22 protein-coding genes and 3 pseudogenes are annotated in these 22221 nt (G+C 39.0%); 9 read left to right on the top strand and 16 right to left on the bottom strand.

Features of this window, described 5'->3' with window-relative positions; translation table 11 throughout:
• Window positions 1-67: 67 nt before the first annotated feature.
• From hscB to fdx, 3 genes are read left to right on the top strand one after another with little or no spacing between them, the layout of a single operon-like run.
• Complete coding sequence (hscB, locus tag B2W49_RS11945) at window positions 68-583, top strand: Fe-S protein assembly co-chaperone HscB (protein WP_291341552.1); 516 nt, start codon at window positions 68-70, stop codon at window positions 581-583.
• Window positions 584-628: 45 nt separating this feature from the next.
• Window positions 629-2488 (top strand): Fe-S protein assembly chaperone HscA, encoded by a 1860-nt coding sequence (gene hscA, locus B2W49_RS11940; protein ID WP_291341550.1) that lies wholly within the window; start codon window positions 629-631, stop codon window positions 2486-2488.
• Between the two features lie 15 nt (window positions 2489-2503).
• Window positions 2504-2842, top strand: coding sequence for an ISC system 2Fe-2S type ferredoxin (fdx, locus tag B2W49_RS11935; protein WP_004976656.1), 339 nt, complete (start codon window positions 2504-2506; stop codon window positions 2840-2842).
• A gap of 114 nt (window positions 2843-2956) precedes the next feature.
• On the opposite strand, the gene B2W49_RS11930 is transcribed toward fdx, so the two are convergent.
• The 7 genes and pseudogenes from B2W49_RS11930 to B2W49_RS11900 all read right to left on the bottom strand — a co-directional run bounded on the left by B2W49_RS11930 (window position 2957) and on the right by B2W49_RS11900 (window position 10708).
• Window positions 2957-4438, bottom strand: coding sequence for an adenylate/guanylate cyclase domain-containing protein (locus B2W49_RS11930; RefSeq protein ID WP_291341548.1), 1482 nt, complete (start codon window positions 4436-4438; stop codon window positions 2957-2959).
• A gap of 66 nt (window positions 4439-4504) precedes the next feature.
• Window positions 4505-4939, bottom strand: a complete 435-nt coding sequence (locus B2W49_RS11925; RefSeq protein WP_004680968.1) for an HIT domain-containing protein — start codon at window positions 4937-4939, stop codon at window positions 4505-4507.
• 207 nt (window positions 4940-5146) lie between these two features.
• Window positions 5147-8608 (bottom strand): transcription-repair coupling factor, encoded by a 3462-nt coding sequence (mfd, locus tag B2W49_RS11920; protein ID WP_291341546.1) that lies wholly within the window; start codon window positions 8606-8608, stop codon window positions 5147-5149.
• A gap of 283 nt (window positions 8609-8891) precedes the next feature.
• Entirely contained in the window at window positions 8892-9221 is a 330-nt protein-coding gene (locus tag B2W49_RS11915) for a hypothetical protein (protein ID WP_291341544.1), read from the bottom strand.
• 143 nt (window positions 9222-9364) lie between these two features.
• Window positions 9365-9649 (bottom strand): annotated as a pseudogene (locus B2W49_RS11910) (integrase core domain-containing protein); the annotation flags it as partial.
• Between the two features lie 66 nt (window positions 9650-9715).
• Window positions 9716-9846 (bottom strand): annotated as a pseudogene (locus B2W49_RS11905) (IS3 family transposase); the annotation flags it as partial.
• Window positions 9847-10225: 379 nt separating this feature from the next.
• Window positions 10226-10708, bottom strand: a complete 483-nt coding sequence (locus B2W49_RS11900) for a hypothetical protein (RefSeq protein ID WP_291341542.1) — start codon at window positions 10706-10708, stop codon at window positions 10226-10228.
• 230 nt (window positions 10709-10938) lie between these two features.
• On the opposite strand from B2W49_RS11900, the gene B2W49_RS11895 reads away from it, so the two are divergent.
• Both B2W49_RS11895 and B2W49_RS11890 read left to right on the top strand, forming a co-directional pair.
• On the top strand, window positions 10939-12372 hold the full coding sequence (locus B2W49_RS11895; protein WP_291341540.1) for a GGDEF domain-containing protein: 1434 nt from the start codon (window positions 10939-10941) through the stop codon (window positions 12370-12372).
• Window positions 12373-12423: 51 nt separating this feature from the next.
• The gene (locus B2W49_RS11890; RefSeq protein ID WP_291341538.1) at window positions 12424-13914 is read left to right on the top strand and encodes an amidase; all 1491 of its coding nucleotides are present in this window, start codon (window positions 12424-12426) and stop codon (window positions 13912-13914) included.
• A 112-nt stretch (window positions 13915-14026) separates the two neighbouring features.
• Here B2W49_RS11890 and B2W49_RS11885 read toward each other — a convergent pair whose 3' ends face one another.
• Window positions 14027-15181: an MFS transporter gene (locus tag B2W49_RS11885; RefSeq protein WP_291341536.1), complete on the bottom strand. Its 1155-nt coding sequence runs from the start codon at window positions 15179-15181 to the stop codon at window positions 14027-14029.
• Between the two features lie 227 nt (window positions 15182-15408).
• Between B2W49_RS11885 and B2W49_RS11880 the strand changes: the two genes are divergently transcribed.
• Window positions 15409-15627, top strand: a complete 219-nt coding sequence (locus B2W49_RS11880; protein ID WP_291341534.1) for an excalibur calcium-binding domain-containing protein — start codon at window positions 15409-15411, stop codon at window positions 15625-15627.
• Window positions 15628-15709: 82 nt separating this feature from the next.
• Here B2W49_RS11880 and B2W49_RS11875 read toward each other — a convergent pair whose 3' ends face one another.
• From B2W49_RS11875 to B2W49_RS11865, 3 genes are all read right to left on the bottom strand, one after another.
• On the bottom strand, window positions 15710-16507 hold the full coding sequence (locus B2W49_RS11875; RefSeq protein ID WP_291341532.1) for a hypothetical protein: 798 nt from the start codon (window positions 16505-16507) through the stop codon (window positions 15710-15712).
• The gene (locus B2W49_RS11870) at window positions 16507-17031 is read right to left on the bottom strand and encodes a Panacea domain-containing protein (protein ID WP_291341530.1); all 525 of its coding nucleotides are present in this window, start codon (window positions 17029-17031) and stop codon (window positions 16507-16509) included. Before B2W49_RS11870 ends, B2W49_RS11875 begins: the two co-directional genes overlap by 1 nt.
• A gap of 307 nt (window positions 17032-17338) precedes the next feature.
• Window positions 17339-17611 (bottom strand): hypothetical protein, encoded by a 273-nt coding sequence (locus B2W49_RS11865; protein WP_291341528.1) that lies wholly within the window; start codon window positions 17609-17611, stop codon window positions 17339-17341.
• A 159-nt stretch (window positions 17612-17770) separates the two neighbouring features.
• Here B2W49_RS11865 and B2W49_RS11860 point away from each other — a divergent pair, with 159 nt between their 5' ends.
• The 3 genes from B2W49_RS11860 to B2W49_RS11850 all read left to right on the top strand — a co-directional run bounded on the left by B2W49_RS11860 (window position 17771) and on the right by B2W49_RS11850 (window position 20178).
• Window positions 17771-18385, top strand: coding sequence for a LexA family protein (locus B2W49_RS11860; RefSeq protein WP_180158869.1), 615 nt, complete (start codon window positions 17771-17773; stop codon window positions 18383-18385).
• Window positions 18386-18405: 20 nt separating this feature from the next.
• A complete protein-coding gene (locus B2W49_RS11855; protein ID WP_291341524.1) occupies window positions 18406-19704 on the top strand; it encodes a Y-family DNA polymerase in 1299 nt (432 codons plus the stop codon).
• A 93-nt stretch (window positions 19705-19797) separates the two neighbouring features.
• Window positions 19798-20178, top strand: a complete 381-nt coding sequence (locus B2W49_RS11850; protein WP_291341522.1) for a hypothetical protein — start codon at window positions 19798-19800, stop codon at window positions 20176-20178.
• 23 nt (window positions 20179-20201) lie between these two features.
• Here the strand turns inward: B2W49_RS11850 and B2W49_RS11845 are convergent, their stop codons facing one another.
• The 5 genes and pseudogenes from B2W49_RS11845 to B2W49_RS11825 all read right to left on the bottom strand — a co-directional run.
• Entirely contained in the window at window positions 20202-20783 is a 582-nt protein-coding gene (locus tag B2W49_RS11845) for an N-acetylmuramidase family protein (RefSeq protein ID WP_291341520.1), read from the bottom strand.
• Window positions 20764-21051 (bottom strand): hypothetical protein, encoded by a 288-nt coding sequence (locus tag B2W49_RS11840; RefSeq protein ID WP_291341518.1) that lies wholly within the window; start codon window positions 21049-21051, stop codon window positions 20764-20766. The genes B2W49_RS11845 and B2W49_RS11840 overlap by 20 nt, the downstream gene beginning before the upstream one ends.
• Entirely contained in the window at window positions 21048-21419 is a 372-nt protein-coding gene (locus B2W49_RS11835) for a hypothetical protein (RefSeq protein ID WP_291341516.1), read from the bottom strand. The genes B2W49_RS11840 and B2W49_RS11835 overlap by 4 nt, the downstream gene beginning before the upstream one ends.
• Window positions 21420-21477: 58 nt before the next feature.
• Complete coding sequence (locus tag B2W49_RS11830) at window positions 21478-21708, bottom strand: hypothetical protein (protein WP_291341514.1); 231 nt, start codon at window positions 21706-21708, stop codon at window positions 21478-21480.
• Window positions 21701-22221, bottom strand: a pseudogene (locus B2W49_RS11825) (hypothetical protein); the annotation flags it as partial. The gene B2W49_RS11830 and the pseudogene B2W49_RS11825, both read right to left, overlap by 8 nt.

Here is a 22221-nt window from a genome sequence, read left to right as displayed (position 1 = left end):
TACAATACACTGTTTTAATTGTATTTATTCAGCCAATTTTGCACACTAATCGCGGATTCCATCTCCCATGAATCATTTTGAGTTGTTTAATCTTCCTGTTGAACTCGATATTGATTTTGCTACTTTAAAAGCTGAATTTTTAAAGCTACAGCAGCAATATCACCCCGACAAAGCCGAAGACAAAGATCAGGCATTGATTAAATCTAGTCAAATTAATCAGGCATTTAAACAACTTTCTGCGGTAGATAGTCGTGCTGCATATTTACTCTCATTGAAAAAGCAAGATTATCATCTCGATCAATCCATTCATGATTTTGAATTTTTACAAGACGCCTTGGAAATTCGTGAGCAATTGGATGATGCCAGTTGTGCCGATGACTTACAGTCTTTGAAAGTTGAAGTACAACAATGGGTTGATGGTTTAGTCCGTGAATTTAAAATTGACTATGCCGAAGAAGATTGGGCAGAAGCACGTGACACTGTGCGTAAATTGCGCTTTTTCACAAAAATCATGGCTGACATAGACAAAGCTGAAGATCGTTTCCTAGATGATGACAGTTTTGATTTAGACGATGATTTTTAATTTTAGTTTGTATTTTAATATTTAACGGGCAAAGGATTTTACATAATGGCGCTCTTGCAAATTGCAGAACCAGGTCAATCAAGTGCACCGCATGAACATCGCATTGCGATTGGCATCGACTTAGGCACCACGCATTCATTGGTTGCCACAGTTCTTTCTGGTAAAGCCAAAGTCTTGCATGATGAGCAAGGTCGCGTGCTACTGCCGTCTATCGTCCATTATGCAGCGCAAAATACACATTATGGCAATGCAGCTGCGCCATTTATCACTACAGACCCTAAAAACACGATTGTTTCAGTCAAGCGTTTTATGGGTCGCTCTAAAGCGGACATCAAGTTTCAACATCCATACACTTTGGTGGGTGAAGACAATCAAATGCCTGCGTTTGAGACAGCTCAAGGTCGCAAAACACCTGTTGAAATTTCTGCAGAATTACTTAAACAACTTAAAGACCGCGCTGAAGCCAGCCTACAAAACCCTGTAAATGGTGCAGTGATTACTGTACCTGCATATTTTGATGAGGCGCAACGTCAAGCTACACGTGATGCTGCCGAGCTTGCAGGTTTAAACGTATTGCGTTTATTAAACGAACCGACTGCGGCAGCTGTAGCTTACGGTTTAGATCAAGACACCAACTTAGCACAAGACCGTAACTATGTGATTTACGACTTGGGCGGTGGTACTTTTGACGTTTCTATTTTACGTTTCTCTCAAGGTGTTTTTGAAGTTTTAGCTACAGGCGGTCACACTGCTTTAGGTGGTGATGACTTAGATCGCCTGATTGTAAAATGGGCAAAAAAACAGCTGAATATTAAAAGCTTGGATGATGCAGAATATGCACACTTTATCGTGTCTGCACGTAAAGCCAAAGAAGCGCTCAGCAATGCAGAAAGTGTTGAATTAAAACTTTTAGAACATACGCTGCATTTAGACCGCACAAATTTTGAAAGTATTATTCAGGTTGCATTAGATAAAACTATTAGTGTGTGCAAACGTGTATTACGTGATGCCAAACTTGACCTAGATGATATCCAAAATGTGGTTTTAGTCGGTGGTTCAACACGCTCTTATGCTGTACAAAAAGCTGTCCGTGAAGTATTTCATCAAGAACCATTATGCACAATTAACCCAGACGAAGTGGTTGCAATTGGTGCGTCAATTACCGCTAATCAACTGATTGGTAATAGTAAAGATGGCTCATTGCTCTTAGATGTTACCCCACTGTCTTTAGGTTTAGAAACCATGGGCGGTTTGGTGGAACGTTTAATTTCACGCAATACTGCAATTCCTGTGGCACGTCGCCAAGAATTTACCACTTATCAAGATGGTCAAACTGCCATGCTCATTCATGTGGTACAAGGTGAACGTGATTTGGTAGAACATTGCCGTAGCCTAGGTCGTTTTGTACTGTATGGTATTCCACCAATGACTGCGGGTCAGGCGCGTATCGAAGTAACCTTCCAAGTCGATGCCGATGGCCTACTTAGTGTTTCAGCCAAAGAAACCACTTCTGGTGTGACTGCAAATATCGACATCAAACCATCTTATGGTTTATCTGAAGCAGATACCGAGCGTTTGCTGCTAGATGGTTTTAAATATGCAGAAGAAGACAAGCAATTGCGTCATTTGCATGAAACAAAAGTTGAAGCGCAACGTGAACTTGAAGCTTTACAACAAGCTTTAAAGGTAGATGCTCAACTTTTAAGCTCAGAACAGTTGCAAGCTTTGAATACTGCCAAAGCGCAGTTAGAAGCCGAATTGACTGGGCAAGACATTAAAGCCATTGAACAGGCTGTTGAACAGCTTAAAATACACAGTGATGCTTTTGCTGCGCTTCGTATGAATCAACATATTGATGCAGCACTTAAAGGCACTAAACTCGATGACTGGTCGAACTCAAACTAATTTAAGGTAAAGATTATGCCACGTATTAAAGTACTTCCACATGCGCAATTCTGCCCAGAAGGTGCTGAGTTTGAAGTCGAACAAAATGCCAACTTATGCGAAAGCTTACTTGAAAATGGCATTAAAATTGAACATGCTTGCGATATGTCTTGTGCATGTACGACCTGTCACGTTGTGGTTCGTAAAGGCTTTGACAGCCTAGAAGAAATGGATGACGTGGAAGCCGACTTATTAGACCGTGCTTGGGGCTTAGAGCCCGATTCACGCTTATCTTGTCAGGTTAAAGTGGTCAATGAAGACTTAGAAGTTGAAATTCCAAAGTACACCATTAACCATGCTTCAGAAAATCATTAATCAGAAAATGATACTAAATCTAAAATACTGCGCTACGGCGCAGTTTTTTCATAACTTCGGATTTAAAAAACTTGAGGATTTAAAGGTTAAACGAGAACCGTGTGATAAGAAAGTTTAGTGACTTTCAGGAATATGAGTTTTGGCAATTTCTTCAACAGGTGGATGTTCAATCACTTCATCTTCAAGATTGAGTTTTACAATACCCTGTGAGTTGGTCAGTTTTTGCTGTGTTTGAATTCTTTTAATCATTTTTTCTAATACGGCAATCAGTTCAGGGTATTCAAAATTCTGCACTTCATCCAAATTCAGCAACAAATGGAAGCCCTTGTATTCGTAGTCAAACCAACGCTGATAATCCGACTTGCTAGCCGCATATTTTTCCATCACTTGCCAAGTTTTTACAGGGCCTTGAATCCCCTTTAAAAAGATCGGTGCTTTTGGTGCACACAAATAATCATTTTTAATCAGTTTATACGTTTCATCTGAAAGTAAAATTTCATCGACTTCTGCGGCACTTTGCAAACGCGCGGCCAAGTTAGCATCACGTCCAACAATGGTATATGCCATACGGTGTGCTGCACCGTAGTTTCCAACGTGGCAGTATCCTGTACTGATACCCATACGAATATGTAAAGGTGGATAACCCATTTTGACCCAACGCTCGCGCAACAATTTCATTTGCTGACGCATTGCGATTGCCATGTCTACACAAGTTTTAGCATCTTGCTCAACGCCTTGTGTATTTGGATCGCCAAAGAAAATTAAAATCGCATCCCCCATGAACTTATCTACCGTTGCTTCATATTGCTTGGCAATTTCGGTCATGTGACTTAAATAATCATTGAGTAAGAATGCTAAATCATCTGGAATCAGTGTTTCAGAAAGTTCGGTAAAGCCTTGAATATCTGAAAAGAAAATTGTCATTTTTTTACGTTTATATTCGATTTTCGCTTCCGACTCACCTTTCATAATAGATTGCCACAACTGCAAAGGTGCATAGCGACTCAGCTGATTGGCAAATTCCATATATCGATTCATTTGCATATAGTAATGATCTTTTTTTGCCATGGTATAGCGAATACGACGCGCTTGATACGCACTGCCCATCCCAAAATAAAAGATCATACATAAAAAAGCTAAAATCGTAAGTTCGGTACTGCTTTGTTCAAAATACTCGTTAAAACCAAAAATAAAAATATTACAAATATAAAAAACTGTGACCGCCAATAAGGATGCCAATGCAACTAAAAAAAAAGAAACTTTAATATAAATCGCGGTATATAGCAGCGCAAATAAAGCGGCAAAAGTAAGTACCAAATTCAGATGTACCGCAGACAAACATGCTGCTACTACAATAATATCAATAATAAACAGGATATTACGCTTAGCTTGATGACTATATTTATATTGCAGCCAGCGTGAAAATTTAGGAATAATCAGTAATAAAAAAGTGAGAAAAAATGGAAGATAAATTTGATAATTGGTATCGGCATAGGTGTAGTGATAGACCACCATAATCAGGGATAAACTTGCATACCCGACTAATCGATGCAGAAATTCGAATTGTTGAGGATCTCTTTCCATCCAATTGTACATGAAAACCGCGGCCTACTCCAATCTAGGATTAAAAAGCCACGCTTGCTGCGTGGCAATTCATTTCAATTAATCCATTCGCCAGTCAAATGGCATATCGCCTTGACCACGCAGAGCAAGCATCAAGGTTTGACGCATGTGAGACAAAACTTCATTACTGTATGGTACAGCTGGCGTACCCCAAACAGGTTTAGGCCAAGCTACATCATTTTGATAACGCACGACGTGATGAAAATGCAATTGTGGAACCATATTACCTAAAGCCGCCACATTCATTTTATCGGCACGGAATACACGTGCTAATTGGCTAGATAACCAACTAGATTCACGTAAAAATTGTTCTTGGTCTGCCTGACTTAATTCGTATAGTTCTGTAACCCCTGGCACACGTGGAATTAGAATTAACCAAGGAAATTGCATATCATTCATTAAACGACATGTTGACAGAGGAAAGTCGCCTACAAAAAAAGTATCTTGAGCAAGTTGTGGATGCAAACTAAACATATCTTTATAAATGACGCAAATTGTAATGATGAGTAATACTATCACATCCCCAGTACACTGAGTATCATTCCCATCATGTTTCGATGTAAATAAAGTGCAATTTTAACCAAATTCATCATAAATAATTTTCACCATAGAATCAGAGGTTTCTTAGAAAATATTCATAAATTTACCGATGTGATATTTAGGTCAATTTGCATTTTAATCTCAGCTGTGCAAAGTTTTTAGCAGGCTGTTTAATAGTTCGGCAATAAATTGAATCCGCTTTTCAGCATCTTGCAACATCACCATAACTTTCAAACGCTGCCCACCATCCATACGAAAATAGGTCGGATGTTTTTGCATCATTTGAATGATGCTCATGGCTTGCACAGGCGTATCTGGAGAAAATTCGATATGACCGCCATTTGTACCAATATCAATTTTAGTGATGCCCAACTGCTCTGCTTTTAATCGCAATTGATGCACAGCAAACAGTTGTTTCACCGCTTGTGGCGGAATACCAAAGCGGTCAATCAATTCCATGCGGATATGATCAAGCTTTTCTTGAGTATCGGTATTACTGATGCGTTTGTAGAACAATAAACGCTGATGCACATCTCCTAAATAATCATCTGGAATTAAAGCAGGCATGTGTAGGTTGATTTCTGCAGTTAAAGACAACGGTGCATCAAAGTTAGGGGTTTTACCCTTTTGTATGGCTTTGGTGGCTTTTTCTAGCATTTCCATATACAAGCTATAACCAATGGCTTGCATAGACCCACTTTGTTGCTCACCCAGTAATTCTCCCGCACCACGAATTTCCAAGTCTTCGGTTGCTAGCATAAAACCTGCGCCTAAAGTTGAGGCACGCTGAATGGCATCTAGGCGTTTTTCAGCATCACCTTTTAAGCCTTTAATAGATGGTACAAGTAAATACGCATAAGCTTGGTGATGCGAGCGTCCGACACGACCACGTAGTTGGTGCAACTGCGCCAATCCGAGTTTATCTGCACGTTCAATTAAAATGGTATTGGCATTAGGTACATCAATCCCTGTTTCAATAATGGTCGAGCAAACCAAGACATTGTATTCCTTATGATAAAACTGCTGCATAACTTGCTCTAATTCGCGCTCTCGCATTTGCCCATGTGCGACTGCAACACGTGCTTCTGGCACCAATTCACGAATGGTTTCAGCACTGCGCTCAATGGTTTCCACTTCATTGTGCAGGAAATACACCTGACCACCACGTAACAATTCACGTAAAATGGCTTCTTTTACAGTATCACCGGTATGTTCCTGCACAAAGGTTTTCACCGCTAAACGGCGTGCAGGCGGTGTGGCAATAATGGATAAATCACGCATACCGCTAAATGCCATATTTAAGGTACGTGGAATTGGTGTTGCGGTTAAAGTCAGCATATCAACATCGGCACGTAACGCTTTAATACGTTCTTTGTCACGTACGCCAAAACGATGTTCTTCATCGACAATCATCAAGCCTAATTGCTTGAACTGAATATTTTCTTGTAGAATTTTGTGCGTTCCAATCACAATATCGACTTTGCCTTCTGCTAAATCTTCAATGGTTTTCTGATGAGATTTGCTTGAACCAAAACGCGACAAGACTTCAATACGCACAGGCCAATCGGCAAAACGGTCTTTAAAAGATTCATAATGCTGTTGTGCCAACAATGTTGTCGGAACCAATACCGCGACTTGTTTATTGTTCTGTACCGCGACAAATGCCGCCCGCATGGCGACTTCAGTTTTACCAAAACCGACATCACCACAGACCAAACGATCCATTGGTTTTGCCAATTGCATGTCATGTAAGGTCGCTTCAATTGCATTGGCTTGGTCTAAGGTTTCTTCATAAGCAAAGCCACTGGCAAATTGCATATAAAGGCTATGATCCAATTCAAAAGCAAAACCTGGTTTAGATTGACGGCGTGCTTGAATATGCAGTAATTCTGCTGCGACATCGTGAATTTGTTCCAAAGCTTTGCGTTTGGCTTTATTCCACGCATCTGTGCCTAATTTATGCAAAGGCGCAAGGTCTGGGTCACCACCGCTATAACGGCTAATTAAATGCAAATTGGTAACAGGCACAAACACTTTTGCAGCATCGGCGTAATCGAGTTGTAAAAACTCATGTTCTTGCTCATCAATGTTTAAAGTAATTAAACCTGCATAACGACCTACACCATAATCAATATGTACCACAGGTGCGCCAATGCTTAACTCGGTCAAACTACGAATTAAAAACTCTTCTGAAACTTCCTGCTGACGTTTACGACGGCGCTGCACCACGCGATGTTCATACAGCTGATTTTCTGAGATCACACTCAATTGATGCTGAATGACCAAGCCGCGGTCTAAAGGCGCATTGGTAATCGCAATGGCTTGTAAAGACTGCTGAAAGGCCTCAAAACTCTCAACTTGTGGAATTTCACCTAAAACTGCACGTAACGCATCTTTTAACGTTTCACGGCGGCCTGCACTTTCTGCCACCAATAAAACAGGATGATTGGCGGCATCAATATATTGCTTAACGGCATGAAAGGGTTGTTCTTGTTTTGGATCAACCGCTAAACGTGGTGGAGCTAAGGTGCTTAAATTCACCACACCTGCTTTTTGATCAAAAGCTTCAGTCGATGCAATCATCCGTCCAAATTGATTGAGTTGTTCTAATAATTGATTCGGTTGTAGGAATAATTGTTCAGGCGGTAAAATTGGTTGGTCGATATTATGACGTCGGTCTTCATAACGATATAGTACATCTTTCCAAAATAGTGTTAAATCGTCATCGACCGCCTTATCTGTAATGACAATGCAATGCTTAGGTAAGTATGAAAGTAGTGTATTTTGGCCTTCAAGCTGTGCTTGAGTGAAAAATAACGGAAAATAAAACTCTAAACCTGGCGATGCAATGCCATCTAGCACATCCTGATACACAGGGTTCTTCTTCGGATTTGCTGTTGGGAAACTTTCTGCATAGCGGTCACGGAAAATCACACGACCTTCTTTTAATGGAAATTCTTTGGCAGGTAGAACCGTAAAATTCTGCAAGCTTTCGGTAGTGCGCTGCGTTTCTGGATCAAAAAACTTTAAGGTTTCAACTTCATCATCAAATAAATCAATACGGATGGGTGCTTCTTGTCCCGAAGCATAAATATCCATAATACTGCCACGCACAGCGAACTCACCATGATCATAGACTGTATCGACCAGATGATAGCCTGCTTGTACCAAACGCTGTTTTTGTTGTTCCAAATCAAACTTTTGCCCAACACGAATATCGAAATGTTCACCTAACACCCATGAGGTTGGTGCAACACGTTGTGCCAAAGTGGTTGCCGAAACCAGCAACACGCCTTGCTGCGGCATATTGGATAAAATCGCCAGACGCTCCGACACAATATCTTGATGTGGTGATAAGCGGTCATAAGGCAAAATTTCCCAATCGGGGAAAATGGTCGGTTTTAACCCGTAAAACTCTAATTCACTTTCCAACTGAGCCAAATGTTGTTGATTGCGCGCAACAATCACAAATAAATGCGGATTCTGCTGACCAATTTCTTTAAATAATAATGCTGCGGCAGAACCTTGTAGATTACCAATCCAGCGCTTTTCGCCAGCTTTCAGTTGAGCTAAATTGAGTTGGGAAATTTCGTGTTGGAACATGTATATAGCTTTAGGGTCTAAACAACATGGGGCTTATACTAGCACGATGAATTGACGGTTTTGCGTAATTTTTTTCATCCTGCATCACAGCGTTTTAATTACAAAATTATATAAAACAGCGTGCTTTAAAGTTTCATACACGCTCCTCTTTACTTTTGATCACGTAAAAACTGTCGATAATAATAGACTTCTTGCGTTAGTCAAATTTTAAGCAGTCAAAAGCTATATTTATAAGGTTTTAGCCAATTCAAAAATTAGATAAAACTATACTTTCGCAAGAGGTCTAATCATTCAATTTTTTCACAATCGATTTAAATTCCAGTAGGTTATCTTCGGTATTGCCAAGCATTGTGTTAAAACGCTGTTGCGCAATTTCCAGATCAATTTTTTCATTGATAATCATGGCAATAGAATACAATTGCGCTAAATCATCAAACTGCTGCATACGGCGATTGGATAAATAATTTAAACGCTCTGCCAAAACATTGTTAAGAACAATACCATCGACAATATAGCCTTGTTCTGCATCCCATTGAATTTTATGTGCTTCTAAATAGGCAATTTCTTCGAGATTGGCTTTATTTTTAAATAGCCCTGTGAGTTTGCTAAACATTCTGAACCTATGTATTGGCGTAAAAACGTGAATGCTGCAGAGTTTAAAGGCTTCACTAAAACGGATGCAACCGATTAGGGTAATTTATGCTCAATTGATGTTATATGAACCGTACCGGGTTTGTCGGAGACTTTTTATTTAAGTTAGGCCACCTGATCTAACGGGTTAATCTTATCATAGTACATTGCTTCAAAATCAAAAGGTGGCACATAACCTAGTGCACTATGTACACGCTCTTTATTGAACCAATCTACCCAATTTAATGTCGCAAGTTGTACATCCGCTAAACCTTGCCAATCTGCTTTTAAATATTCAATCACCTCTGTTTTGTATAAGCCATTCACCGTTTCAGCCAGAGCATTATCGTATGAATCACCAGTCATACCGACTGATGCTCGTAAATTTGCTGCTTCTAAACGATTGGTATATTAATATTAACCAAGGGGGGCAGTTTTTAAATGCCATTAGGGGTCATTTTTACATTGCCGCTAACAGTTTTGATGAACATCAAACTCAGAACTCAATTCAGCAAGTGTTTTTCTGCTTTGATCGCAGCAAGTGCTCCCTTAGCCTTAAAGTCGCTTGAATGATTTCTTCTTGGTCTACGCGCCATAAAATACTCCATATATTGATGTTTATAACATCATTGGGGGAGCAAAATATCACTTATAGGAGTTGTTCAAATTTCCTGGTCCACCTCTATACATAGAGATTGTTTCAATTTAGCGATCTCTATGAATCATACAATTTGAGTTCTTTGTTATCAGTCTACTTTAAAAACTCTTGATTTAAAAGAGTTTTTTATTTTTTTATAAAAAGTGAGTTTATTTAGCATAACAATAAACTTCTTTCATAAGTCAAAAAATAATCATAAGTAATAAGTCAAATTAATATTGGAATTCCCTTCTCTTTCGCTATATCGTTCAGGATGAACAATACATCCCGCTAGAGGGTGAGGGGTGCGAATTTATAAAAAAGAGCTGATACACGACATAGTGAAAAGTTTAAGGCAATACACGGTACAACGTCGCAAAACATTGTTCTGCTTTTTCATTACTACAGAAATTAATAGTATGCGCATTTTTCCATTTTACAAAATATTGTGAAATATCGCCTGTTTGGTCTTCCTGATAACCAGAACAATCCACTTCATTGTTGTCATATTTAACTTGCAAAATCAAAGCAGGTAAGGAATTTACAGGGTCTTGCGAAGGTTGATAATCATACGCACCCGCAGACCATTCTTGACCACTTTTAATCACTACATCGCTATTGCTTTTAAAGTTATAATATTCGATACATTTACGATTATTTGGGATTTGCATGACCCACAGTCCCACAATTTCTGGGCGGGTGGTCACACGAAATTTATTGATGGTTTCTGATGCTACTGGCGCTAACTTGGCTGAATCTATTATTTTATTTTCATTTGCAATCGCGGACACAGAACATAAGCTTAAAACTGTGGTTAGATATATTTTTTTCATACATTTATTTAAAGATATAAACCGTTTAGACAACTTAGCATATTTTTAATCCAAATCTGCAAGCAAAAACATAACACAACAATTTTATTTAACAAAAGTGTGACTCAGTTTACATTTAATCGACTTTGTAGGTAATGGTTATTTGATATGATCGCGTTTCTGTTGTGAGTGTCACACTCATTCAAGTTTTTTTCTTAATTATCAACCCATTGCAAAAGTGAGTTTAGTACTTGCAAAACTTAAGCATACCGCAAACTATATCTTCGACTCAAAAGCAAATATTTGCCTTTGGGCTGCTTGCCGTTGTGGTATTTTTTGCTTGTTTATTGGGTATTTTTACTCGCCCGCTTAGCTACTTTTCGTTTTTTTGGCCAACCAACGCCCTCTTGTTAGGTCTACTCATTCGCTTTCCATCTTTAAAAAGTTTTGGTGGAATTTTGGGTGCGTTTATCGGTTATATGGGCGCCGATTTAGTCACAAACAACACTTTGCTAATAACGCTGGGTTTAACCCTTTCAAACTTTGTTGCTGTTTTTAGTGGGTTGTTTTTCTTTAATTATACCCGCGCTAAACTTCCAGCGAGCAATAATAATGTGTCAGAGCTGTATCCACATATTATTGCTGTGACTTTAGGCTGCTTCTTCGGCGCTTTATTTGCCATTCTTCTGCTGCCGAATTTACCACATAGCTTTATGTTGGCAGAAAATCGCTGGATTGATTTTTTTACTTGGTGGTCTGGTGAAATTTTAAATGCGGTGATTGTCTTACCTTTGATTTTGGCTGCCCCACGTTGGTCTGAAGTCAAAGAACTTATAAACAATCAATATGTTAAAGAAATTCAAATTCGGGATGCCTTACCTTTTTTTGCATTGTTGATCTCAATCGCCTGCACCCATATTTTCTATGGGCCAGGCGCACTATTATATCCATTGGCTGCGTTAATTTGGGCAGCTGCCAGCTATCAACTTTTCAATTTGGCACTGATTAATAGCTTGGTCTGTTTAACTCTGTATCACAGCGTCACAGGCTTGTTTATAGATCAAGTCAATTCGAGTTATTTAACCACCATTATTTCTATTCGTGTGGGTTTAATTATTTTAGGTCTTGCCACGTTAATTTTATGTGTGATTAGCCAAAACCGTAATAAGTTGTATAGAGAAGTATTGTATCTGGCAAATCATGACAGTTTAACCGAAACACTGAACCGTCGTAGTTTTACCCAGTTCAGTGAAAAAGCTTTAAATCATAAAAACAATCATTCACTATCTTTAATTATGTTAGATATCGATGATTTTAAAAAATTGAATGATCAATATGGGCATTATGTGGGTGATCGTGCTTTGCAACATCTCTCTAATATAGTTAAAAGCAATTTACGTAATCATGATTTATTTTGTCGCAATGGCGGTGAGGAATTCATTATTTTACTAAACAATAATAACTTAAATGAAACTCAACGCATTGCGGAACGTATTCGCTTGTGTATTGAACATCAGCCTTTACATTTAGAAAACTGTGAACCTATTGGATTTACAGTAAGCATAGGTGTGTTACATATTCACTTGCCAACCACTCTCCCTTTACAAGATTTAATTATTCAGGCAGATCAGGCGCTATATCAGGCAAAAATGCAAGGCCGTAATCGAGTCATTCTTGCTTCTTAAACAAAAATAGCATACAACATCAATTTGACAATAAAGATTTTCAGGATTGAAATGAAACTTGCAGAATACCTTCAATATGATGCTTTAGGCTTGGCAGAGCTGGTTGCCAAAAAGGATGTTCAGGCTTCAGAATTATTAGATATTGCATTACAACGTGCCAAACAAACGAATCCACAATTAAATGCCATTATTATTCCGATGCATGAACATGCACGGCAGCGCACACAAACAGTATTAACAGGTCCATTTGCAGGTGTGCCCTTTTTAGTCAAAGATTTATTTCAACAATATGCAGGCTATCCGACTTCATTTGGCTGTCTGGGTTTAAAACGTGCGCATCATTTGGCAGAACAAAATGCAGAAATTGTAAATCGTTGGGAAAATAGCGGAATTGTTACTTTTGGGCGTACCAATACGCCTGAATTTGGGATTAAAGGGATTACCGAACCTGATGCTTGGGGCGCCTGTAAAAACCCTTGGAATCTGAAACATAATAGCGGTGGTTCTTCAGGTGGTTCTGCGTCTGCAGTTGCAGCAGGTATTGTGCCTATTGCAGGAGCAAGTGATGGCGGTGGTTCAATTCGGATTCCTGCATCTTACTGTGGTTTGTTTGGTTTAAAACCAAGTCGTGGACGCACCCCGTGGGGGCCACAACTCAGTGAAGCCATGCATGGTGCAGCGATGCAACATATCTTAAGTAAAAGTGTACGTGACAGCGCAGCAATGCTAGATGCAACGCATGGCGCGGATGGTCATTCACTGTTTAAAATTCAAGCTCCTGAACGCAGTTATTTAGATGCAATTCAGCAAGCGCCAAAAAAATTAAGAATCGCGTATTCTACCCAATCTCCGATTGGTACAGCTGTTTCACAAGATGCTATCAACGCCATTCAAAAAACAGTACAGCTTTTAGAGTCTTTAGGGCATGAAGTTGTTGAAGACCGACCTTCTATTGATGGCATGCAATTGGCCAAAGATTTTATTACCACATGGTTTAGCCAATTTGCTTATTTAATTAATGAAATTCAAACTCGCCTACCAAATCATTCCGATAATTTTGAGCTAGATTCTTTGGCTTTGGCTGCCTTTGGGGGAAAAACCACGTCAGTAGAGTACATTCGCAATTTGAATAATTGGGGGGTATACGTCGCGCAAATGAATCAATTCTTTGAGCGTTATGATTTATACCTCATCCCTGCAACCGCTTCAGTTGCACCGAAAAATGGCGAAGTGAAAACTCCTGCATGGCAAAAACCAATTTTAAAAACACTAATACATGCGGGTAAAGCACATTGGTTAGCGCAAGGTAAATTGGTCGATCGCATTGTTAGAGAAAACCTAAAATGGGTGCCATTTACTCAACTTGCCAATATTACAGGGCTGCCTGCAATGTCTGTTCCGTTATATTGGAATAAAGATAATTTACCATTGGGTTCACAGTTTGTCGCGCCTTTTGCACGTGAAGATCTACTTTTACAACTGGCTGCACAACTAGAAGCGGCTCAACCGTGGTGGAATCAATACGCTAAAATCCGTATTTGATTTGACAATATGCATGATGCAAGCAAACTATACCGATCCAACATTGCTTGCTTCTATTTCTGAATAAAAGAACGGTATCAACTAACTAAGGTTTGGTATCGTTCGACATTGACTACGACTCTAACTGTTTTGGCAATCCCCAAATAAAACACAGACCAATGAGTGTAGATAATCCTGCAAAAATAAAAATCCATTCACCTGAAACAATATCCCAATAATAGCCTGCCAAAATACTCCCTGCTGCGACACCTAAACCCCACATGGTACTGTAAAGTGCTTGCCCGCGACCTTGTTGCCCTGCTGAAAAGTTTTGAAAAATCACCCGCATGGCAATCATATGAAATAAGCCAAAGCTAAAGGCATGAATGCTTTGTGCAAAAAATTGAGCAAAAAATACTGAGGGAAATAAACCGACAATCACCCAACGTAAACCTGTTAAAATTAAACATACGGTAACCAGTGAACGCCAAGACCAACGCTTTAAAAACAAACTTGCGTAGGCAAACATTATAATTTCAGCAATCACCCCGACAGACCACAATAAGCCAATCTGGCTTGTGCTAAAGCCTGCCTGACTTATAAAATTACTATAGAAACTATAAAATGGTGCATGCGAAAACAGTAAAATCAATTCAATAATAAAAAATGAATAGACCACTGGGCGCTTTAAAATAGGCAATAAAGGTTCAAGTTGTTTTTGTGCAATGGGTGCCGCGCTTGGTTCTTGAATACTGAACGACCATAGAAATGCCAGTAAAGAAATGCTGAGGAGCAACATCGGTAACATGGAAATTGGTATAATTTCCAAAATAGCACCAATACCAAAAACCCCGACAATGAAGCCAATAGAACCCCATTTACGCACTTTGCCATAAAGTTCTGCACGCTGCTCGCCCAACCAAAACAAAGTCACGCCTTCAAATTGTGCCAAAATTGCGTTTTGGAAAAAGCTAAAAATCAGCATGAGTAATGCAACAGACTGAAAGCTATTCGGAATAATAAAAATCAGCAACCAAATGCTAGCTTCCATCCAAGTTGCGATACGCACCAAAAGCATCCGTTTGCCTGATTTATCAGCAATCCACCCCCAAATAAAGGGAGCAAAAAAGCGCGTTAAAATAGCAATAGAAGATAAAACACCAATTTCTTGATAATTAAAGCCTTGATCTTCTAAATACAGACTCCAAAAAGGCAAAAATGTCCCAACAATTGCATAGTAGAAAAAGTAGAATCCACTTAGTTTGTGTCGAATTGGAATAGGTTGCATTAGCTTGCATATCCTTGCATTTTCAATAACTTAAAATATTCTAAGGTTGCATAGCATTGCATTAGTTTGTCCTTAATTGCAGTTCAACTGTCTACAAATCAGTCTACAAACTTTAAAAAAATAATTTTCCTAATTTTTTGTAGACCGCAGCATAAGACACAGATGTTCTTAATTTTATGATTAAATGTAATGAAAAGCACGCCTTGCTAAATTAAGAACACTACCTAATGAAATTTATACTACTTATCGCCTTTTCTCTTATTTCAATTCAATCCTATGCAAAGAAATGCGCAAACTTCAGTACACAAAAAGAAGCTCAAGCTTGGTATGAGCAGCGTAAAAATTCAGGACAAACAGGTTGGAAAAGCTTGGATCGTGACAAGGATGGGCGAGCATGTGATTGCTTGCCAGGTGGCAATGGAAAGAACTGCCCTAAGAGAAAATAATGCGAGATTGGCGTGGCATGGTGGACCGCTGGTGAGTTATCCCGATTTAATTAAAACCTTTATCGGCAGTCCTATGATAAGGTTACTTTTCTTCTTTCTCTGATATCAGCACTTGGCTATTCCCCTCAGAAAAACCATTATTTATATAAATATACGTTCCAGATAACGCAAGTACAGAAGCAAGAAAGATTATTGCATAACTTAAAGCGGGTACGTCTTTTTCATTATGCCTAATACTATTTACCCATGATAGTAAAACGCCAAGAATAATAACAATCAATAATGCTAATAATGTTAATACCATTACCAGTGTTGGCAATTTAATAGATGTTTGTAATAGTTTGCTTGTCGCACTAATAATTTGCATGCCTCCAAAAATTGTAATAATGATGGAAGCAAATATGCCTAAGATAGTAATGTAGTTTACCATCATATCTTTTTGCATTTCTTTTGCGTGTTCAGCAGCACTAATTGCTTCGTCTGCAGCTTCTTTCGATCTCTTTGTCACTTCCACAATATAATGTTTTTGGACTTGTGCTAATGATATGTGTTGAGTGAATTTATTATAGCATTCCTCTAAATACTCAGAATAAGGTGATTCATCATACTCAGGTTGTTTTTGCATTTCTTCAAAAACTGTTGATATAAAACTAGAATAAGTTTCTGACTTAAATTCAAAATCATTAGCAAATAAATATATAAAAATATCTTTATAAGGCAATAAATAAAATGTTTCGTGTGAAGCTCTTTTAATAAAACCATCACTTAAAAACAGAAACAAGGAGGCTGCTTTTTTAACAACCTCCTCGTCATTAAACCCTTTTGGATCAATATGGCCTTTTATTAGCTCTTCTAAAATAGCTTTAGATTTATCAGTCATTAAATACCACAAACATCTTTAGCATTTAACAAGTCTTCTTTGGAATATTTTAATTCCTTAGTGCCTTTTTGAATTAATGGTTCATATTTTTTCCAAGCATATTCATCATGTGTCATTTCCACAAGATCAAACGCCCTAAAATTAATAAGAGTCTCTATTACTTTATTAGCTACTTCTTTAAATTCCTGGTCTTCATCAAAAATACTTTGTTTAAAAGGAATCTTTTTAAAACCTAAAAATGATTCATCATCTTCAATTATTTTTGGTGCAGTATCCTTTAAATGGCTTATGCCATGGTTTTTGAAGCAGTGATATACATCCGTTACAACAGGACCATATTGCCATTTTTCAAAACTGTCATTGATAATTAATTTTTCAGTCTTTTTTAAATAGCTAGTTGTCACATAATATAGAATTTTTTGAAGCTTTAACGGGGTAAGAGAGCCTAGAGGCTTTGATTCTTTATTATTGACGTACCAAATAATATAGTTAGCAACATCCATTGCTGTATATTTATTACCCATATTCACCTCCAAAATTAACACTTAAATCAACAAGACCCAGATCGAAAAATCTAAGGATTAACATTGTCGGAATTCAGTGAAGGTGTTCATAATATTTCCAAAATCAATATTTTATAGTCAAAAAAAGACAGATCGGAACTTATTGTTCACTATACTGCCCTTCACTCTATTTAATAACATATACCGCAAATATGCAATACTGTGGAACATACATATTGTTTCACAGACCACATTATGGTCAAACTTAACACTACATTATTTTTATTCGGACACCCCTTGGAATGTTTGGGTTTGCACCATGTGTCTACTACCTGACAGCCAAAAGCCTATCAAAAAAACTTAAACAGCCTTTGTGGAACTCTTCGTTAAAATTTATTTCAGGGTCGTCTTTTTCATCGTCGCACCTATCTGCTGAGGGTAAGTCGTTGTACTTGGCATACAGATACCCGTTGCATAGCTCGGTGCGGTATTCATGCCCGCATTCAGGGTCTATTCTTCGGGTCTCTTCTGCTTTAAGTGTGAGTAAAGTGCCAGCGATAAGCAAAGCAAGAATGGCTAAAACCAAGTGACTGAGACTCATTGTAATTTTCCGATTTTATTATTATTGCTTTCAAGAATTTATCACTTAACTTTCATTTGCTCAAAATAATTCAGACAAACACCACTTGAAAGCCTGATCTATTTATAGCTATTCTATGTGTGCAAACTTCAAACACGCCATGTAGCGTAGGAGCACATAATGTCAAAAAAACTGCCGATTTATTTCTCGGATGACGCCTGGTCATCACTTCAACAAATTATGGGTCCTGAGGGCAAACCTAGCCCTACAATCAATGCAATTCTTGAACAAATCACGCTGCTCGATCGCCATGGTTTTACGCAAGTGTCACCACGTACACACGTAAGCATTCCCATTGCTTCTGAATCCATTCCTGCAGGTTTCCCATCCCCCGCCCAAGACTACATTGATAAAAGCATCGACCTAAACGAGCACCTTATTTCAAATGCCAATGCTACGTTTTTAAATACGATACGTACGACATCAATGGTCAATGCTGGGCTTGAATATGGCGATGTAGTCATTGTTGACCGTAGCAAAGAAGCCAAACACCGCAGCATTGTGGTTGCATTAATCGACCAAAAAGACCTGACCATTAAACGCTTAATGATTACAGACAAAATGTCTAAAAGTGAATTGGTAGAGCATTTTGGTGAAGACTACGACCCTGCAACCTTACCCGAAGCTTGGCTTAAGGCAGAAAGCCCTGACTATGACAGTATTTATTTAAAAGATGGTCAAACATTTGAAGTTGTCGCTGTTGTGACTTGGAACTTAAAAAACCTGTCTGTCTAAAACAATAAGAAGAATAAATCATGAGAAACGCAAATCGTGTATTTGCGCTCATTGACGTGAATAACTGTTACGTCAGCTGTGAGCGTGTATTCGATCCATCACTAAACAACAAGCCTGTTATTGTTCTATCAAACAATGATGGTTGCGCGGTGGCACGTAGTCAAGAAGCCAAAGACTTAGGCATCAAAATGGGTGTGCCTGTGTTTGAGATCAAAGACATTATTCACCACAATAATGTCCAAGTATTGTCTAGCAACTATGCTTTATATGCTGAAATGTCCCGTCGCTTTCATTCGATACTGTCTGAATTTGTGGGGCCGGGTGAACAAGAAATATATTCTATAGATGAAAGCTTTCTTGAGTTGACTGCATACACTAATAAGTTTGACCTAAGTGACTATGCGCAGCAGATGCGTGAGCGCATTTGGAAATGGCTAGGATTGCCTGTCTGCGTTGGTATTGGCAGAACAAAGACCGAAGCCAAAATTGCAAACCATATTGCCAAAAAAAATGCCCAATTCAGAGGTGTATGCGATTTGGTGAGCATGGATCCAATAAATAAGGAGCAGCTTTTTGGCACAATCGATGTGTCAGAAGTTTGGGGTGTTGGGCGTAAACACGCGAAAAGACTGAATGATATGAGTATCAATACAGTGTATGACCTTGCGTCCACTGACCCGCGCAACATTAAAAAACTATTTTCAATTGTTATGGCTAGAACAGTGGCAGAGCTGCAAGGCATATCATGCATTGAAATTGAGCATACCCCACCGAGTAAGAAACAGATAGTGGCCAGCCGCTCATTCGGCACAAAAGTCACAGACATAAATGACTTAAGAGAAGCCATGTCAATGTATGCGCAAGATGCATGCTCACGGCTGAGAAGTGAAAACTTGTTGTGTGGCTCTATTACCGCTTTCGCACACTCAAATCCGTTTGATCCAAATGTACCGTTCTACAATAAATCGCTCACTTCAACCTTTGCACAGCCGACCGACTGTGTGCTTGATCTAGTTGATAGAGCCGTACAGATGATGAATCTGTTATACAGAAAAGATGTGAAGTTTAAAAAATGCGGGGTTATTTTGACGTGTCTTGAGCCAAAGTCATCACATATTTATGACTTGCTCACTGACATGGAAGAAGTGCAGAAAAAAGAAAGTTTGATGCAGGCGCTTGAAGGTGTTCAGAAGAAATTCGGCAAAAAGAAAATAGCTGCAGGTAGCTGCTTTCTACCAGATCGGAACTGGTCAATGAGCCGTGATAAATTGAGCAGGAATCCTTTTAAATGGGATGAGCTGCTTGAGATTAAACTCTAAATGTCATTTGCTTGGGGGTGCCGTATTCCATTTATTCATCAACAATGATTTAACTTTGTGTTTTAAAAATATTAATTTTAAAGGTAATAAATAATGATTCAGAATTTTAATGCAAACACTCAATATAAAGATTATGTGGGTAGTGTGGCTGCTGATGATGCAGACACATCTACGCTACGCTCGTCGTTAAAAAAATATTTTGATATCGATAAAGATGAAGTGATTATTGGTATAAAAACAACTGCTAATTATCATGGACGTTCTAATGATATTGAGAACTTTACCGTAACGATTCATGTGCTCAGCGACATGAATCAATTGGAAAAGTTAAAGAGTGGCGAGGCAGTAAGCGTTAACGAATACCAGAAGAATATATCTATCCAAGAATATTTTAAATTTTTTAAGCGTTTGGAGTTTACACTTTCAATTAAAGGTGAATTTGAAAATGCTAAATATGAAGTGATAAATAGCTAATACCTTTAGAGAATAGCCCGCATTTAGCGGGCTTTTTTATACGCATTACCTAGCTTCACATCATAAGAGTTCTTTGCATACGCAGGGCCATTATAGCCACGTGCAAATGCTCGCCAATCCTTATTTTTGAGTGCATTAATCAGCTTGTTTGTCACAATATAGCGGCACATTGCTTCAAGCTGTGATGCTTCATCACGGTACATGGCATTGATGAAATTTTGCAGAGTCGAATAGCCTAGTGATTTCCAGTGATAACCCATTACTTGACCAATTCCCCAACTTGCCGACTCTAAAGCCGATTCACGATGATATTGAGCGGCCGCATTCAATCGTCCGTGCTGTGCTGAATATAAACCATAGTTGCCCATGGTTTTATTACACAGATCAGGACGCTCACGCATAGCTTTGTCCGCTATTGCTGCTTTACCGTTAGCAATCAGTCTTTGCCGAAATACATGACGCTCAAATAGAATCACCGGTGTACCGTCAGCATTAAACCCACTGCCCTTGCACTCAACTTCGATCACAGCTTTTAATGCAGCGGCTTCGATGCCGAGTTTTGAGGCTTGTGTATGAATCTGTGCTTCAGTTAGTTTTTTGCTCATCATTATCTCCATGCAATTCAGGCTGATATTTCAAGCGGGAAAATACACTTAGCACATTGTTTAAGAAGCCAAGCCATAGCACCCATGAATGTGGCAATAGCTCTTTAACTTCCTGTGGTACTGCTGCCCAAAATTGTGGAAAGTTAGAGCCAAATAGCCACAACAATTCAAAAGCCGCGTACATCAAGACGTAAAAAAACGCCCATAAGGCGCCAACTTGTACTGACTTGAGTTTCCAAGCTTGTTTCCAGTCATTAATTAATTTCACTTGTTGCCACCCCCGATAATAGCAACGAAAGCAGCTTTCACTTCCGCAATGACTTCTGCAATTGATTTACCCTGCATCAGTGCAATTGATTGATAGACGATACCAATCGTAAGTAATCCAAATACAGCGAAAATCAACATCACAAAGCCTTGCGCCATGTGTGAATATTGGTTTAATTCGTAGTATTCAATGAATGCAGCACCGCCATATAAGCTGACTGACACACTGAATAGGAACTTGCCAATCACGCCTAACGTGACTTGTATTTTCCCTTCTTTATCAATATCCCCGCTTAGCACTAAAGCAAGGATTGCCCCCACAACTGCTGGAACTAATTTAATAAACCACGGTAATGCGTTTTCTTGCATTGTCTTTTCTCCAGACATAAAAAAACGCCCTTTCGGACGCTTGCTTTAATTTAAAAATTCACACTTCGATTTGCACTACATCACCGCTTGCCGCCAAGCGTTTTATCTCCCCATCTGATATAAAAACCGTTGCGCCGACGTTGTAGCGAGTCGTGCTGGTACACATCACTAGCCCAGACCCATCTACAACTAAAACTTTATAATTCGGATGATTTTCATGCGTGATTTCGCCCACGAATTCAGGCGCTTTGGGCATTAAATCAATCAATCTTTGCAGTGCATTACTCACGATTCACACGCTCCACTTTGACAGTTTGATTCACTTTGGCATGGCTGAATGACACGCTGACACTTTCAACAATGCCCCACCACTCTGCGTTAAATGCAAAGACTTCGCCTGGTGCACATTCGCCAACTTCTGTAGAAATTGGCATGGTCAATGTGTGTGTTTCCACCATGCCTGCTTTGGCTAGTTTGGCTTTACCGAATGCGCCCATGCTGACCACATCAAACAAAGGATTATTTTCAGGTGGTAATAGCACGTCTGCTGCCGTGCCTGTGCGTTTGACTTGCCCTTGCTTGCCTGTTCTGTCATTTGTTAGCGTGATGCCGTTGTAATCAGGATAAAGCTCATAATCTGTGGACTGACTGGTGACCAATGAATCAGGTATCAAGCGGTCATAATCATCTACTGTGAACGCATCCCAAAAGGTCTTTTTATAAAGAGGCTTGATTGAAAGTGTATTGCTACCCTTTTCGCTATACACAAAGCCACCACCACTTTCTGCAATCAGTTTAATGG

The organism is Acinetobacter sp. UBA801, assembly GCA_002296655.1.
GTDB lineage: Bacteria > Pseudomonadota > Gammaproteobacteria > Pseudomonadales > Moraxellaceae > Acinetobacter.
Note: the sequence above shows the minus strand (reverse complement) of the source record. Positions and strands in the feature narration are given on the sequence as shown.

Excerpts from the sequence above, each read along its gene's own strand:
- hscB (WP_291341552.1), top strand. The coding sequence starts at position 68 with ATGAATCATTTTGAGTTGTTTAATCTTCCTGTTGAACTCGATATTGAT.
- hscA (WP_291341550.1), top strand. The coding sequence starts at position 629 with ATGGCGCTCTTGCAAATTGCAGAACCAGGTCAATCAAGTGCACCGCAT.
- fdx (WP_004976656.1), top strand. The coding sequence starts at position 2,504 with ATGCCACGTATTAAAGTACTTCCACATGCGCAATTCTGCCCAGAAGGT.
- B2W49_RS11930 (WP_291341548.1), bottom strand. The coding sequence starts at position 4,438 with ATGTACAATTGGATGGAAAGAGATCCTCAACAATTCGAATTTCTGCAT.
- B2W49_RS11925 (WP_004680968.1), bottom strand. The coding sequence starts at position 4,939 with ATGTTTAGTTTGCATCCACAACTTGCTCAAGATACTTTTTTTGTAGGC.
- mfd (WP_291341546.1), bottom strand. The coding sequence starts at position 8,608 with ATGTTCCAACACGAAATTTCCCAACTCAATTTAGCTCAACTGAAAGCT.
- B2W49_RS11915 (WP_291341544.1), bottom strand. The coding sequence starts at position 9,221 with ATGTTTAGCAAACTCACAGGGCTATTTAAAAATAAAGCCAATCTCGAA.
- B2W49_RS11900 (WP_291341542.1), bottom strand. The coding sequence starts at position 10,708 with ATGAAAAAAATATATCTAACCACAGTTTTAAGCTTATGTTCTGTGTCC.
- B2W49_RS11890 (WP_291341538.1), top strand. The coding sequence starts at position 12,424 with ATGAAACTTGCAGAATACCTTCAATATGATGCTTTAGGCTTGGCAGAG.
- B2W49_RS11885 (WP_291341536.1), bottom strand. The coding sequence starts at position 15,181 with ATGCAACCTATTCCAATTCGACACAAACTAAGTGGATTCTACTTTTTC.
- B2W49_RS11880 (WP_291341534.1), top strand. The coding sequence starts at position 15,409 with ATGAAATTTATACTACTTATCGCCTTTTCTCTTATTTCAATTCAATCC.
- B2W49_RS11875 (WP_291341532.1), bottom strand. The coding sequence starts at position 16,507 with ATGACTGATAAATCTAAAGCTATTTTAGAAGAGCTAATAAAAGGCCAT.
- B2W49_RS11870 (WP_291341530.1), bottom strand. The coding sequence starts at position 17,031 with ATGGGTAATAAATATACAGCAATGGATGTTGCTAACTATATTATTTGG.
- B2W49_RS11865 (WP_291341528.1), bottom strand. The coding sequence starts at position 17,611 with ATGAGTCTCAGTCACTTGGTTTTAGCCATTCTTGCTTTGCTTATCGCT.
- B2W49_RS11860 (WP_180158869.1), top strand. The coding sequence starts at position 17,771 with ATGTCAAAAAAACTGCCGATTTATTTCTCGGATGACGCCTGGTCATCA.
- B2W49_RS11855 (WP_291341524.1), top strand. The coding sequence starts at position 18,406 with ATGAGAAACGCAAATCGTGTATTTGCGCTCATTGACGTGAATAACTGT.
- B2W49_RS11850 (WP_291341522.1), top strand. The coding sequence starts at position 19,798 with ATGATTCAGAATTTTAATGCAAACACTCAATATAAAGATTATGTGGGT.
- B2W49_RS11845 (WP_291341520.1), bottom strand. The coding sequence starts at position 20,783 with ATGAGCAAAAAACTAACTGAAGCACAGATTCATACACAAGCCTCAAAA.
- B2W49_RS11835 (WP_291341516.1), bottom strand. The coding sequence starts at position 21,419 with ATGCAAGAAAACGCATTACCGTGGTTTATTAAATTAGTTCCAGCAGTT.